The following is a 14,021-nucleotide window of genomic DNA, read 5'->3' as shown; positions in this document are numbered from 1 at the left end:
CTCCGGCGCGGGACAGCGTGCTGGCTTTCCTCCCCCAACCGGAAGATTTTCCATGAAGAAGGCAGTCGTGCTTCTCTCCGGCGGCATGGATTCAGCCGCCGTCATCGCCATGGCCCAGGAACAGGGCTTTGCCGTGCATGCCCTGAGCGTACGCTATGGCCAGCGCCACACCTCCGAACTGGACGCCGCCGCACGCGTGGCCAAGGCCCAGGGCGTGGTCGCGCACAAGACCGTGGATGTGGACCTGCGCAGCATCGGCGGGTCGGCACTGACCGATGACATCGACGTGCCCGAGGCCGGCGGTGCCGGCATTCCGGTCACCTACGTGCCGGCACGCAACACCATCATGCTGTCGCTGGCCCTGGGCTGGGCCGAAGTGCTGGGCGCCAACGACATCTTCTGTGGCGTCAATGCCGTGGATTACTCCGGCTACCCGGACTGCCGCCCCGAATTCATTGCCGCCTTCCAGACCCTGGCCAACCTGGCGACGAAGTCCGGCGTGGAAGGCGCAGGCATCAAGGTGCACGCGCCGCTGCAGTTCCTGAGCAAGGGTCAGATCGTCAGCGAGGGCGTGCGCCTGGGCGTGGACTTCGGCCTGACCGTGTCCTGCTACAACGCCGATGCCAACGGTGCCGCGTGCGGCCACTGCGATGCCTGCCGCCTGCGTGCACAGGGCTTCGCCGACGCCGGCGTGGCCGACCCGACGCTGTACGCCTGAGGTGATGGGGGCTGATGCCTCAATGGTGGGTGCCAACCTTGGTTGGCACTGAGCGCCGGGCAGGTCTGACGCTGGTGGGTGCCAACCTTGGTTGGCACTGTGCGCCGGGCATGGCCCGGCGCTACCGCTGCTGCAACCAACCCGAAGCTTCGATGAAGGCCCGCACCCCCTTGGGATCGGCGTAGTCCAGCTCGATCATCCGCGCGATCCCCGCCTTCTCATCGGCCTGCCGGCGCACGTACTCCTGCGCGATGCGATAGCCGGCGTAGTAGCCCACGTCGCTCACGCCGAACGGATTGCGGGCACTGTTGTACAGCCAGTTGTCCAGGTCATCGCCGTCCATCTCGGCGATGAACCGGGTACGTATCTCCGCCTCGTGCAGCGGGCCGTAGTCATAGAGCGGCAGGGCAGGGCGCCTGCCGCTGATGCGCTCGGCGATGTACTCGGCCACACCCTCGCGTACCGCGTACTGCGCCAGATTGCCGGTGGTCTCGCGTTGCTGGGTGTGCACATACTCATGCAGGTTGTTCTGCGCGTTGTTCGCGCCGGGGCGGCTGTCATAGAAGATGCGCAGGCGGCTGCGCATCGGCTCCGGCAGTTCGCTGACATCCACGCGCTCGTCGCCCAGTGCCATCTCCGCACCGATCAGCACCTGGTCGCCCAGCGTGGTGCCGCCGGTACGCAGCACGCCCACCGCATAGGTGATCGTGGCCGGGCGCAGGGAGGGGTAGAGCGTGCGGAAGGCCATGAGATCCTGTTCCAGCGTCGCGCTGGCACTGCGGGCGTTGGTTGTCAGTGGCCTTACCGAGTTCCAGAACCGCGGCCACGCGCGCATGGCCTCGGCATACTCGCGCGCGGTGTAATTGCGGACCTGCATCAGCGCATGCAGGCCGGGACTGCCCGGGTCGACGTAGTGCTGCTGCACGAGCGCCACCCGGCGCTCGGCATCGGGTTCGGTGCGGACGGCATCGTAGGTGGCCCAGAAGCGGGCGATGTCGTCGCTACGCACCGGGGACGGCGCTGCCAGCGCGGCGCCGGGCAACAGCAGTGCGGCGATCAGGGGCAGGCAGCGGCGCATCCAGGCTCTCCAGTGGGGATCAGGGATGGGATGCGCGGTGCGGGCGGAAGGTTTAACCCGGTTCAAGCCGGCTGCCCGGGCGCTTGATTGCCCGGGCTGCGGGTCTGGGGTTTCGCGTCGCGTGGGAAAGTGGGGTAGAATGCCCACCCCCGCCACTCGGCTGGGGCAGTGCACCGGGCCGTTAGCTCAGTCGGTAGAGCAGAAGACTTTTAATCTTTTGGTCGTAGGTTCGAATCCTACACGGCCCACCAATTGCATCAACGACTTAGGCGCCCTTGCGGCGCCTTTTTCATATTTCCGGAAAAATTAAGTGGTTCCACGCTCGAGCACGTGCGGCTTATGAGGCGGTTGAACCACCGGCAGTTCGTGGTCGTGTCGCTGTCGCATCTCTTCGGTGAGGTGACCACATGCGGTCTTGCGGCCGCCTTCGGTGACGCCCCGATGTTGTAGCCCTCACAAGGCCAAACGCTTGGCGTCGGATGTGACCGACGCGAATACCTCGGTGATGACGCGCTGGAGCATCCCCCCAGTGGGTGAAGCTACCTTGCGCCGCTGCTGGCCTATATCTTCATTTCCCGTCTGAAGAATCAAAATTCTGCCGACATTGGCGGAATTCCTCCGCATGAGCCACTACCCATGTCCACATGGGAATCATCAGTACAAGAAGGTCCTTGCCCAGCGCTGTGATGCTGTACTCCACATGTGGCGGTACTTCGTGGAAATCCTGCCGGCTGATCAACCCGTCACGTTCCAATTGCCGGAGGGTGCGCGTAAGCATGCGCTGGGTGATCCCCTTCATCCGTCGCGCGACCTCGGCATGACGCAGCGTTCCATACACGCCAAGCGCATGGATGATGCCCAGGGACCAGCGGCTACCAGCGTGCGCTAAAACCTCCCGGCGCAGTCCATCTTCGTCCTCGCTCATCCCGTCGCATATGGCTTGAGAGTGCCTTAGGAGTTCTTCCGGACTCATGAACGGGGCGGTCGGTATCATCGATGTGCCTTCTTACGTATGGGCCATTAGGTGAGCAGAATCGCCGCCATCGTACACACACAAGGCGGTTTCCATGTCATCTCATATCAGCACTACCCCCTCTCGGTCGATCCTGGTGCTCGGCGCAGGCGAGCTTGGAATGCCTGTCATCCGGAACCTTGCACGTTTGGCCGTAAGTCATCCAGGCACACGGATCAGTGTGATGCTACGGGCGACGTCGATCGACTCAGAACTGCCGGAGAAGCAGCGGGTGGTCGATGAAATCCGCGCCTTGGGGGTGAATATCGTTGCTGGCGATCTGGTAACTGAATCAGTAGAAGCGTTGGCGGCCACCTTCGCGCAGTTCGACACAGTGATTGGATGCACCGGCTATGCCGCAGGCCGCGATACGCCAATGAAGGTTGCGCGTGCGGCGGTGAAGTCTGGTATTCCCCGCTACTTCCCTTGGCAGTTCGGTGTCGATTTCGATGCCATTGGGCGCGGTGGCCCCCAGGATCTGTTCGACGCCCAGCTGGACGTGCGCGAGTATCTGCGTTCGCAGACTGCGATGGACTGGGTGATTATCTCCACTGGGATGTTCACCAGCTACCTCTTCGAGGCCGACTTCGGCGTGGTCGACTTGACTGGGCATAAAGTGAACGCCTTGGGCTCGGCGAGCAACGCTGTCACCTTGACCACGCCGGATGATATCGGCGCAATGACAGCGCGCATCGTGTTCCGCACACCTGCGATCCGCAACGAGATCGTCTATCTGGCAGGTGACACCATCCGCTACGGTGACCTTCCGGATATTCTGCAGAAGGCGTTCGGCGAACCTTTCGAGCTGACGATCTGGGGTGTGCCCCAGCTCATGCAGGAACTGGCTAACGACCCGGGCAACATGATAAAGAAGTATCGCGCGGCCTTTGCCCAAGGGAGGGGCGTTGCATGGGATGTGGAGCGAACCTTCAATGCGAAGGTCGGGGCCGAGCTACAGGGCGTGCAGGCGTGGCTGGATTCCAACGTGCAGCGCTCCTGATGTGCTGCTGGATTGGGAGGAGGCGCCTGCCGGGCGCCTTTCTCAGTGCCGTTCCCGACCGCACGCTCGCGATGGTTGTACGTCGCGGCACACCAGTTCGCCAACGGCTCGGCAACCGGCGCCAAACGGTGGAGTCTTGGTCGTGGATCCCGTGCATATCGCTTGAGACGCCGGAAAAATTGTCGAGTGAGCTTAGGACCTGCAATGGTTCCACGCTCGATGGGCGGAAAAATAGAGCGGCGCAACCGGTTGTTTTCAAAGGAAGCGCCGGCTTTCTTTTAATCTTTTGGTCGTAGGTTCGAATCCTACACGGCCCACCATGTGCACCAAGGGTTTCAGCCCTTCCCCCGCGCTCCGCAAAATATCCACCGCTCCGCGCGGTGCTTGGCTGCGGCCGCCTGATCGACTATCTCTGCTTTCAAATCGAGCGATCGCAATTGCCAATTGGGGTAAGGCGCAAAGACCTGAGCCTTTGCGCCGATGTTCATGTGGGGAACGTTACTCGAAGATCACTTGATCGCCTTGGAAGAACTGGCTCCAAGTATTCACAACCACGCAGCCATCGTTGTTGCAGTACTTTTCCGTACATTGGTACCAGCCACCCCCGAGAGGGCTGCAGGTTGTTTGAAAGCCGGCGGCCTTCGCTTCAGGCACCACACCAATTGTAGACATCGCACCGATCGTGACAGCAATGAAACCGAACAGGATGTTATGGGTCTTCATAATCACTCCTCTAGGTCTTGGCTAGCTCGACATCTACGAGCGGTTCAGAGTCTTTCAGCTCTCCGATTTCCGTGCTATAGGGAAATTCCTACATTGTGGTTTCCCGAACTCGCCTCGCGCGTGTCCACAGAACGCAGGTGATGGTGGCAACAACCATTACGCCGGCCCAACGCCAGCTGCGGCCAGACCAGTACCCAGTTTCATTGCTCCCAGATCACGGCCAGTGGCCGGCCAGACGCGTGGGCCGTTCCGTCCAGATTGCCGCCGCTGCCAGAGGCCGGTTGCGCCAGAGCCAAGTTGAAAAGCGGTGCCGGCTTGCGCGAGGCGCGTTTGGTCCAGCAGCAGCCCAGGAGCGTAGCTCGATTACTTGATGCTCTCGGGGCTGAAGCCGCGCTTGAAGTGATACTCAACCAGCATCCACCCGCTGTCGATCCCTGTATGGGCCCAGGTTTCGATGGAGCCATCTGCCTGGCGATTCGTGATCGTGATCGCCTCGCCCTGCCGCCCTGAGGCGGGCAGCTCCACAGTTGAGCCGCTGGATGTTCGAGTCAGCGGCTGCGGCTCAATCTGCCTGCGGACAATCGAGATATCTCCCCCAGAGGTGATGGGCGCATGGCCGGGAGACCGTGCCTTGACCCACGCCAGAACGGACGCGGCCTCGACGGAGCCTGCTGGCCAGGTCGTCCGCGATTCCACGGTGGTGCGCGCCTTCACGGGTGTGGCCTCGGCAACGGCCAGTGCCGGGCCGACAGACACACTCGTCAACAGCGCGATGCCGAAAGCAAGCGACGTCATCTGCATGGGAATTCCTTTCCTTGGACAGCGATCAATGGGTGCGTTCCCCACCTCCTGTGGAGGCTACTTCGCCGTCGCAGCCTTGGCCTCTGCTGCTGCGCGTTCCGCCGCCACGGTGGCAGCCACATTCGCAGCGCGGGCGGCGGCGTTCGCGGCCCGCTCCGCCGTGGCACGATCTGCATCGAACTGCGCCTGCCGTTGGACGCTGTATCTGCGCTCCAGTTCCACCGATGCAGCGAAGCTGTCGGGATGCTTCGCGGCGCAGGCCTGCTGCACCAGTTGCACAGCACGGTCGGACAGCCCGGGCTGGAGGTTAGCGAGCAGGCAGTCGCCATACGGTGCGGATGCGGTTGGGCCTGCGGCCAGTGCGACGACGATCATTGCATTCAACATGCGTACCTCCTTGTAGGTTTGAACATGACGATGGACCGGTCCGGCCCGAGTATGGACCGCTTTGCGGCAGCGGGCTACTCGGCCCGCACATCCCGGCACACCAGTTCCGCCAGGCTGCGGCAGGCGAAGAACAGCCCTTCCACCACCCCGGCGTCCAGATGCCGGTCCGGCGTGGCCATTTCCCGGCAGCGGTCGGCGGCGTGCAGCATTTCCGCCACGGTCAGCATGCCGATGGCCGCCCGTTCCACCCGCGACAGGGCAACCCCACCCCGGGGAAACGTCGGCCTCAGGCCAGGGCAGACCATCGGCACCTTCACCCGCGCGGATGCGTTTCAGGCAGCCCAGGAAGGTGCTCAGTTCGGGCGATGGGTTGTCGTCGTCATCATCGATGCCGGTGGCGTGTGAAGCATAGGGCGGACGTTCGGTCATCTCGGCTTCCTCGGCGCTGGGGTGGGAATGCCACCGCGCAGGACGGGTGGCAGGCGATGCGTGGCTGCAAGCCGGGATGACAGTAAGCAGTTAACCGGCGGGTCCGAAAACCCCCACGCACCGCCCGCCATGAAGGCCGACGGATCACCCGCCGGCACGGTCCAGAGACAGTGTCGGCGGGTGAGCGCAAACAACATGCTTACAGTCATCATGGGCTTGCAGGCCCGGTGCCACCCGTTGTCGGTGGTGCTGCATGGTGATTACGCACACGCTTGGATTTCAATGAGGATTCTCCGAAGAGAAATGTGGAACCAAGGCGCGCGCCGATGGTGGCGCAGGCGCATCTGATGCGGCAAGCGACAGCACGCGACGTGTTGATGCTTACGCCCGGTTTATCGCGTTGGAAGTTGTCGAGAACAGCGGGTGGCGGCGACCGTGCCGTGATGTGTCGCGTGGAAAATGGGCGTGACTTTCGCCTGCAGCGATGGCAAGGCCTGCGAGTCGTACCCTCGAAAATCGGTGCATTTGCGACGATCGAGATGTTGTCGTCCGCGCCAGAGCGATGTGTTGTAGAGCCGAGCCATGCTCGGCTGCGGTTCGCGTCAGGGCCAAGCCGAGCGTGGGCTCGGCTCTACAGTGATCCATCCACGCTTGGCGTGGATCTACAGCGACCTCGCGCTATGCTCGGCCTCTTTCCCAGGACGGGTTCCCCATGCGCTTCATCATGCTGTCGCTGTTGTTGTCCGCCGTGTCCGCCGCGCCACTGATGGCCGCCGAGCCGGCCCCATCCACACAGACAACGCAAGCCACCCCGTTGGTGATCGGCGAAACCTTCACCCTCGAATCGAAGGCGCTGGGCGAGACCCGCCGCATCAATGTCTACCGCCCCCAGCCCTTGGGGCTGGACCCGAACACGCCGCTGCCGGTGCTCTACATGCCCGACGGCGGCATCGGCGAGGATTTCCTGCATGTGGCGGGGCTGGTGCAGGTGTTGAGCGGCAACGGCGGCATGCGTCCGTTCCTGCTGGTTGGCATCGAGACCACCGAGCGCCGCCGCGACATGACCGGCCCCAGCAAGGACCCGCAGGACCAGAAGATCGCGCCGCGCATCGGCGGTTCGGCGGCCTACCGCACCTTCCTGCGCGATGAACTGATGCCGCAGGTGCGCCAGCGCTATCCGACCACCGACGAGCGTGCGTTGATCGGCGAGTCGCTGGCCGGCCTGTTCGTGGTCGAGACGTTGCTGCAGGAACCGTCGCTGTTCAACAGCTACATCGCGCTCGATCCCAGCCTGTGGTGGAACCGTGGCACCTTGCTGGCCGGCGCAGCCACGCAGCTGCCGGCGGTGACGCAGGCAAAGCCACGCGTATTCCTGGCCAGCAGTGGGCAACCGGAACTGGCCAGTTCCGCGGCGCAGTTGGCCACGCTGCTGCAACAGCCGTCGCCGTCGCCGCTGGTGAAGTACCTGCCGCTGCCGGAAGAAACCCACGCCACGATCTATCACCCGGCCGCATTGCAGGCACTGCGCACGCTGTTCCCCGCGCCGCCAGCTTCGCCCTGACCGCACTGGCACCGGCGTGCACCGCATGCAAGGATGCGGCAGCGGCGCCATCCGGTGCGCCGCCCGTAACGGGAGCGTGTGGATGCAGCGTGTGCGTGGATGGAGTGTGGCGGCCTGTCTGGCCGTAAGTGGCTGTGCGATGTCGGTGGCGCCACCGGCGGCGCAGAGTGAGGCAAAGCAAAGCGCGTCTACCGTCGCGCCGGGTGTGGTGCTGCCGGATACCGAGGCGCTGCGCGTGCACGATCCGGTCGGCCGCGATTACCCGGTGTGGGTGGCGTTGCCGGCCGACTACGCCGCACATCCGGAAAAGCGCTATCCGGTACTGTACGTGACCGACGCGCTGTACAGCTTCCCGCTGGTACGCAGCGTGCGACACATGGTGGGGCAGCGGGGCGTCAACATCGAAGACTTCATCCTGGTGGGGCTGCCGCCGCAGGAGGGGCTGACCTCCAGGCAGAGCCGCTCGCGCGACTACACGCCCAGCGACCCGGCACGTACCGATCCGCGGGACTACAGTGATGACGTCAGCTACGGCGGTGCCGCGCACTATCGCGACTTTCTTGCCGAGCAGGTGCTGCCGATGATCGATGCGCGCTACCGCACCGATCCGGCGCGGCGCGCCTATGCAGGCCATTCCTATGGTGGCCTGTTCGGTGCCTATGTGCTGACCACGCGCCCGGACATGTTCCGTAGCTACATCCTGTCCAGTCCGTCGCTGTGGTTCGATGATCATCGCGTGCCGCGCATGCAGGCGGAGGCCAAGGCGCCGACGGAGCCGACCACGGTGGTGCTGTCGGTAGGCAGCTTTGAAACGGTCAAGCCCGAGCCGCGTTACTTCACCCGCAACGACATGCTGCGCGACAACGCCGAGTTCGCCGAGCAGCTGCGCAGCAGCGGGCGTTCGTTGAAGGTGGAGAACATGGTGATCGATGACGAGGACCACTTCACGGTCTACCCGGACGTGATCACGCGCGCGCTGCTGAGGGTGTTTCCGGGCACCGGGCCGTACAGCAGCGGTTGATGGCGGATGTCATCCACGCAGGACGTGGATGGACGCTTCACGCCGCCTGTGCATCCGGCCCGGTCAATACGCCCACATCCGCGTGGCGGAAGCACAGGCGGATCGCATCGAGCAGCTCGCTCATGTTGTACGGCTTGGGCAGGAAATGGATGCCGTCGCGCAGCTGCGGCAGGACGGCGTGCTGGTCCATGCCCGATGTCACCAGGATCGGCAGCTGGGGATGCAGGCCGCGGACCCGGTTGGCGGCTTCGATGCCGCTGATCGGGCCCAGATTGACGTCGGTGAACAGCAGGTCGAACCGCTCACCAGCGGCCAGCAGTCCAAGCGCTGCTTCTGCAGAGCTCACCCCCACCACGTGGCAGGCCTGGCTTTCCAGCGCCATGCGGCTCAGTTCGCGGGTCTCCTCCGCGTCCTCGATCAGCAGGACGCGCGGTTCAACGTGGCGCTTGGACAGCAACATGACGCGACAACTCCGGACAGCGACGGTGAAAAGGCGCGCAAGTATGCGCAATCCGGTAGTGATCCCGGCGTGCACGGCAAGCCACGTGGATGTTACAGGCGGCGGCGCCGGCGCATGTCCCAGGCCAGGACCGCGACCGCCAGCAGAGCCGTGCCGATGCGCAGGCTGGTGGCCTGCCAACCGAGCGCCACGGCGTCATCCAGGCTGAACACGTTCCAGGCCAGGTTCATCGACACGTGCAGCGCCAGGCCGCACCACAGGGTGTTGCCATCCAGGCGGTCCAGCCAGGCGAAGACGAAGCCCCCCAAGGCGATCACTGCGCCGACGAACAGCGCCACCCCACCGCCATCGAAACCGCCGAATCCAAGCCAGTGCACCATGCCGAACAACAGGGCCTGCGGCAGTGCGAGCAAGGGCCACGGGCCGCGCACGATCTTCACCAGCAGAATGAAGCCCAGGCCGCGGAACAGAATCTCTTCGGCCAGCGGGAACAGAACGGCCAGCATCGTCGCATCGAGGGCGGTCAGCGCCGTGTTGGGTCGGCCGAGCACGGCCAGACCCACCCAGCAGGGCAGGCTGGCCAGCAGCACCCATAGCGGTCCGCGCATCCCGTTGCCGCGCAGGCCGAGGCTTTCGGCCAACCCCATGTGGCGCGGACGCAGCAGCAGGGCCAGCAGCACGGCCACCAGCACCGCCAGGGCGTTGTCGAGCAGGCTGCCGCCATAGGGGATCGGCAGGCCGGGGATGGGCCGCCCCAGCGCCGCCGCGATGTCACGTACGTTCAGCCCCAGGCCCGTTCCCAGCAGGACCAGCAGGATCCGGGCGGCAGTCGGCAGGCGGGACAGGACACTCATCAGCGCATTCCATGCGGGACCAGACCGCAGTGTGCGAGGCGGCGCGATGCAGGGCACGCGCCGGAAGTCCCCCTGCCATCGGTCATGCGTTGCCGGACAGTCATCGCAGGGCAGGTAGAGTCCAGATCAGACCTGACAGGAGCAATGCCGATGCTGTGCCCCGTGTGCAAGACCCAGACCCTGCAGATGGCCGAGCGCCATGGCATCGAGATCGACTACTGCCCGAATTGCCGCGGCGTGTGGCTGGATCGTGGCGAACTGGACAAGATCATCGAGCGCGCCAATGCCGGTGCGGCGGTGCCGCCACCGCCGCCAGCACAGGCACAACCGGCGGCAGTGCCACTGCCGGTGATGCACCGCGATACCCGCCACCTTGGCCAGCGTCACGACGAAAGCCGTGGCCAGCACGGTTACGGCTACAAGAAAAAGAAGAAGGAAAGCTTCCTGTCCGACCTGTTCGATTTCTGACAGGCCCACGGGGCAGCGGCGATCCCGGGGGCGTCAGGCCCGGCGCAGGATGAACTCGCGATCGCGGCTGTCGCCGACGATGAAGTCGTATTCGCCGGCCTTGCTGCAACCGTAGCGCGCGTAGAAGCGCTGTGCGCCGAGGTTCTCCTCCCAGACGCCGACCCACAGTGTGCGGCGCTGCGGCGTATCCAGCCAATGCAGGAACGCCTCCATCAGGCGCGCCCCGTGGCCGCCGTTCTGGTACGCCGCCAGCACATACAGGCGCTTGAGTTCGATGTCGCCGTCGCGGGCGTCGACATGCGGCAGGGTGTTGGCTCCTGCGGCCAGATAGCCAACCACCGTATCGCCATCGAGCAGCAGCCAGACCGCGCTGCGTGGATCGGACAGCTCGATGCGCTGCGGCTGCGTGCTGTAGTGCGCATGCAGGAACGCATGCAGATCCTGCGGCGGATAGGAGTCGCCCCAGGTTTCGGTGTAGGTGGCGATGGCGATCGCTGAGAGCGCTTCAGCGTCGGCGAAGGTGGCGCGGCGGATCTGCAAGGCCATGATGCAAGCTGCGAAAGAACGTGCCGCAGTGTAGCCGGCCCCGGTCTGAACCGGGGCCGGCTGCTGCACGCATTGTGCCGACTAGAACCACATGCGCACGCCCGCTACCCAGCGCGTGTCGCGCGCGTGGTCGCCGGCATAGTCGGCGGTATCGCCGAAACTGCGCTCATGGGTGATACCGATGTAAGGCGCGAAGCGGCGGCTGAACTCGTAGCGCAGGCGCAGTCCGGCCTCGACCTTGTTCAGGCCGCGCCCGATGCCGTACTCCGGTTCGTCCTTGCTGGCCACGGTGGCCTCCACCAGCGGCTGCAGGATCAGCCGGTTGGTCAGCAGCACGTCGTACTCCACTTCGGCCTTGGCCAGCAGCTGTCCGCCGGAGCCGGCATAGAGCGTCGCTGAACTCTCGAACTTGTACGGCGCCAGGCCCTGGATGCCGATGGCCGCCCAGGTTCGGGAATCGGCGGGGCGGAAGTCCTGGCGGACACCCACCAGTACATCCCACCAGGGCGACACGCTGCGCCCGTACAGTGCTTCCACCGCCGAGGATTCGGTGCGGCCCTCACTGCGCTCGCCATCGGTACGCAGCCACAGGCGGTTGATGTTGCCGCCGATCCAGCCGGTGGCCTCCCAGGCCTGGCCGTTGCTGTTTTTGCCGTCCCAATGCTCCAGGCGGTCGATCAGCAGCAGGCTGTTGATTTCCGGCGCATGCTCCATCGCGCCATGGGCGATGGGCGGGAACGCGGCGGCACGATCGGCGTCGGTGGGCACTGGAATGGGCTCGCGCGGCTCGGTCGGCGCGGACGTGCCGTGACCCATCGCCGCGTGATCCATCTGCGAGTGATCCATCTTCGAATGATCCATCGTCGAATGATCCATCGTCGAATGATCCATCGTCGAATGATCCATCTTCGAGTGATCCATCTTCGAGTGATCAACCGCGTCTTCGGCAGTGGGCTGCTTGGTCTTCGGCGCCGGTGCCGGTGCGGGCGTGGGCATGTCATGGCCCGCGTGCGACTGTGCGAAAGCAGGCAGTGCGACGGTCAGGGCCATTGCCAGCAGGCTGGGGGAGAAAAGGGAGCGCTTCATTCTTCGATCCTCACTTCGCGCATCATCCCCGCTTCCATGTGGTAGAGCAGGTGGCAGTGATAGGCCCAGCGGCCGAGCGCATCGGCGCGCACGCGGTAGCTGCGGCGGGTGCCCGGCGGCATGTCCACCGTGTGCTTGCGCAGCTGGAAGTTGCCCTGCGCGTCCTCCACATCGCTCCAGACGCCATGCAGGTGGATCGGATGCTGCATCATCGTGTCGTTGACCAGCACGATGCGCATGCGCTCGCCGTAGTTCAGCCGCAGTGGCTCGGCGCTGGCGAATGGAATGCCGTCGAACGACCAGGAGAACTTCTCCATGTGGCCGGTCAGGTGCAGCTCGATCTCACGGCTGGGCTCGCGGCCATCGGGGTCCTCGAACAGGCTGCGCATCGCGCCGTAGGTCAGCACCTGGCGGCCGTTGTCGCGCAGGCCGATGCCGGGATCGTCCAGCTTGGGATCGGTGGCCGAGCTCTGCATGTCCACCAGCGGATTGTTGCGTTCGCTGGCCGGGTGCTGCGGTGCCTTGCCGGTGGTCGTCGCGCCGCCATGCGCGCCGTGCCCCATGCTGGCGCCGCAGCCGCCTTCCATGCCTTTCATCGCGGCCATGTCATGACCGCCGTGACCGCCGCCCATGTCGTGGCCCATATCGCTCATCGTCAGCAGCGGGCGCGGGTCGCGGGCGGGAACCGGCGCCTGCAGGCCGTGGCGCACGGCCAGGGTGCCGGCCGCGTAGCCGGTGCGGCCCATGTCCTGGCAGAAGATGGTGAACGCATCCTGCCCGCTGGGTTCGACCAGCACGTCGTAGGTCTCGGCGGGGGCGATGCGGAACTCATCGATGCTGACCGGATGGATGTACTGGCCATCGGCAGCGACCACGGTCATCTTCAGGCCGGGAATGCGCACGTCGAAGTAGGTCATCGAGGCGCCGTTGATGAAGCGCAGCAGCACCTTCTCGCCAGTGCGGAACAGCCCGGTCCAGTTGCCGGCCGGCGCGGTGCCGTTCATCAGGTAGGTGTACGTATGCGCGTTGATGTCGGAGATGTCGGTGGGTGTCATCCGCATCCGTCCCCACATGCCGCGGTCGGACAGCGCCGCGGACCAGCCATCGCGGCGCACATCGCGCACGAAGTCGGGCAGGGTGCGCTTGTAGTAGTTGTCGTGCTCGGCGAGCTTCTTCATGCGCCGGAACAGTGCACCCGGGTCCATGTCGGTCCAGTCCGACAGCATGATCACGTGCTCGCGGTCGTGCCGGTACGGGGCCGGCTCGGCCGGGTCGATGATCAGTGCGCCATACAGGCCGGCCTGCTCCTGGAACATCGAATGGCTGTGATACCAGTACGTGCCCGACTGCTTGAGCTGGAAGTGGTAGTGGTAGGTCTCGCCGGGACCGATGCCGTTGAAGCTCAGGCCCGGGACGCCGTCCATGTTGGCCGGCAGCAGGATGCCGTGCCAGTGGATCGAGGTCGGGTGGCGGTCCAGCGTATTGCGTACGAACAGATCCACGGTCTGGCCCTCGCGCCAGCGCAGGATCGGTGCCGGCAGTGAGCCGTTGACGGTGATCGCCGGCCGGGTGCGACCGGTGAAGTTGGCCAGCGATTCGCCGATGGCCAGTTCCAGGCGGGTATCGGTCAGCACGGCCGGTGCGCCGGCCAGGCGCGGGGCGGCACTGGCCGCAGCGAGCGCGCGCTGCGGCACGCCGACCGCGGCGATGCCGGCAACCACGCCGCCAGCGGCGAGACCCTGAACGAACAGGCGGCGCGACGGCATGGGCAGGGCGCCCGGGCCGGGGGGAATGCGGGTATTCATGGTGGTGACTCCAGACACGGTAGGACGCCGGCAGCGGGCCGGCTTGAGTGCGCGTGGCGCACGACGCGTGTG

At 65.1% G+C, this 14,021-nt stretch carries 16 protein-coding genes and 1 tRNA gene; 6 read left to right on the top strand and 11 right to left on the bottom strand.

Annotation, left to right across the window (positions count from 1 at the left end):
- Positions 1-52: 52 nt before the first annotated feature.
- The gene (queC, locus tag N8888_RS14505) at positions 53-718 is read left to right on the top strand and encodes a 7-cyano-7-deazaguanine synthase QueC (protein WP_053520243.1); all 666 of its coding nucleotides are present in this window, start codon (positions 53-55) and stop codon (positions 716-718) included.
- Between the two features lie 121 nt (positions 719-839).
- Here the strand turns inward: queC and N8888_RS14500 are convergent, their stop codons facing one another.
- Complete coding sequence (locus tag N8888_RS14500; protein ID WP_263175409.1) at positions 840-1,796, bottom strand: DUF2268 domain-containing putative Zn-dependent protease; 957 nt, start codon at positions 1,794-1,796, stop codon at positions 840-842.
- Positions 1,797-1,971: 175 nt separating this feature from the next.
- Here N8888_RS14500 and N8888_RS14495 point away from each other — a divergent pair.
- Positions 1,972-2,047: transfer RNA gene (locus tag N8888_RS14495), tRNA-Lys, on the top strand.
- Between the two features lie 317 nt (positions 2,048-2,364).
- On the opposite strand, the gene N8888_RS14490 is transcribed toward N8888_RS14495, so the two are convergent.
- Entirely contained in the window at positions 2,365-2,721 is a 357-nt protein-coding gene (locus tag N8888_RS14490; RefSeq protein WP_227416532.1) for a winged helix-turn-helix transcriptional regulator, read from the bottom strand.
- Between the two features lie 142 nt (positions 2,722-2,863).
- Between N8888_RS14490 and N8888_RS14485 the strand changes: the two genes are divergently transcribed.
- Positions 2,864-3,808 carry an aromatic alcohol reductase gene (locus tag N8888_RS14485; protein WP_263175407.1) on the top strand — a complete coding sequence of 315 codons (945 nt, stop codon included), beginning with the start codon at positions 2,864-2,866 and terminating at the stop codon, positions 3,806-3,808.
- 498 nt (positions 3,809-4,306) lie between these two features.
- On the opposite strand, the gene N8888_RS14480 is transcribed toward N8888_RS14485, so the two are convergent.
- From N8888_RS14480 to N8888_RS14465, 4 genes are all read right to left on the bottom strand, one after another.
- Positions 4,307-4,531, bottom strand: a complete 225-nt coding sequence (locus tag N8888_RS14480) for a hypothetical protein (protein ID WP_128990225.1) — start codon at positions 4,529-4,531, stop codon at positions 4,307-4,309.
- Between the two features lie 363 nt (positions 4,532-4,894).
- Complete coding sequence (locus tag N8888_RS14475; protein WP_263175404.1) at positions 4,895-5,332, bottom strand: hypothetical protein; 438 nt, start codon at positions 5,330-5,332, stop codon at positions 4,895-4,897.
- A 57-nt stretch (positions 5,333-5,389) separates the two neighbouring features.
- Positions 5,390-5,707 (bottom strand): hypothetical protein, encoded by a 318-nt coding sequence (locus N8888_RS14470; protein ID WP_428992937.1) that lies wholly within the window; start codon positions 5,705-5,707, stop codon positions 5,390-5,392.
- Positions 5,708-5,793: 86 nt separating this feature from the next.
- The gene (locus N8888_RS14465; protein WP_263175402.1) at positions 5,794-5,946 is read right to left on the bottom strand and encodes a hypothetical protein; all 153 of its coding nucleotides are present in this window, start codon (positions 5,944-5,946) and stop codon (positions 5,794-5,796) included.
- A 914-nt stretch (positions 5,947-6,860) separates the two neighbouring features.
- On the opposite strand from N8888_RS14465, the gene N8888_RS14460 reads away from it, so the two are divergent.
- Both N8888_RS14460 and N8888_RS14455 read left to right on the top strand, forming a co-directional pair.
- A complete protein-coding gene (locus tag N8888_RS14460; protein WP_263175400.1) occupies positions 6,861-7,709 on the top strand; it encodes an alpha/beta hydrolase in 849 nt (282 codons plus the stop codon).
- A gap of 82 nt (positions 7,710-7,791) precedes the next feature.
- Positions 7,792-8,730 (top strand): alpha/beta hydrolase, encoded by a 939-nt coding sequence (locus N8888_RS14455; protein WP_263175399.1) that lies wholly within the window; start codon positions 7,792-7,794, stop codon positions 8,728-8,730.
- Positions 8,731-8,767: 37 nt separating this feature from the next.
- Here N8888_RS14455 and N8888_RS14450 read toward each other — a convergent pair whose 3' ends face one another.
- A complete protein-coding gene (locus N8888_RS14450) occupies positions 8,768-9,190 on the bottom strand; it encodes a response regulator (protein WP_065174769.1) in 423 nt (140 codons plus the stop codon).
- 92 nt (positions 9,191-9,282) lie between these two features.
- Complete coding sequence (locus N8888_RS14445) at positions 9,283-10,044, bottom strand: CPBP family glutamic-type intramembrane protease (protein WP_111186736.1); 762 nt, start codon at positions 10,042-10,044, stop codon at positions 9,283-9,285.
- 150 nt (positions 10,045-10,194) lie between these two features.
- Between N8888_RS14445 and N8888_RS14440 the strand changes: the two genes are divergently transcribed.
- Positions 10,195-10,512, top strand: a complete 318-nt coding sequence (locus N8888_RS14440; RefSeq protein ID WP_263175396.1) for a TFIIB-type zinc ribbon-containing protein — start codon at positions 10,195-10,197, stop codon at positions 10,510-10,512.
- A gap of 33 nt (positions 10,513-10,545) precedes the next feature.
- On the opposite strand, the gene N8888_RS14435 is transcribed toward N8888_RS14440, so the two are convergent.
- The 3 genes from N8888_RS14435 to N8888_RS14425 form a co-directional block, all read right to left on the bottom strand.
- Positions 10,546-11,058, bottom strand: a complete 513-nt coding sequence (locus N8888_RS14435; protein ID WP_065174771.1) for a GNAT family N-acetyltransferase — start codon at positions 11,056-11,058, stop codon at positions 10,546-10,548.
- An 81-nt stretch (positions 11,059-11,139) separates the two neighbouring features.
- A complete protein-coding gene (locus tag N8888_RS14430; RefSeq protein ID WP_263175394.1) occupies positions 11,140-12,144 on the bottom strand; it encodes a copper resistance protein B in 1,005 nt (334 codons plus the stop codon).
- Positions 12,141-13,949, bottom strand: a complete 1,809-nt coding sequence (locus N8888_RS14425; RefSeq protein WP_065182602.1) for a copper resistance system multicopper oxidase — start codon at positions 13,947-13,949, stop codon at positions 12,141-12,143. The genes N8888_RS14430 and N8888_RS14425 overlap by 4 nt, the downstream gene beginning before the upstream one ends.
- Positions 13,950-14,021 lie beyond the last annotated feature (72 nt).

Source organism: Stenotrophomonas maltophilia (assembly GCF_025642255.1).
Lineage (GTDB): Bacteria > Pseudomonadota > Gammaproteobacteria > Xanthomonadales > Xanthomonadaceae > Stenotrophomonas > Stenotrophomonas maltophilia_P.
This window is presented reverse-complemented; position numbering and strand designations above follow the sequence as displayed.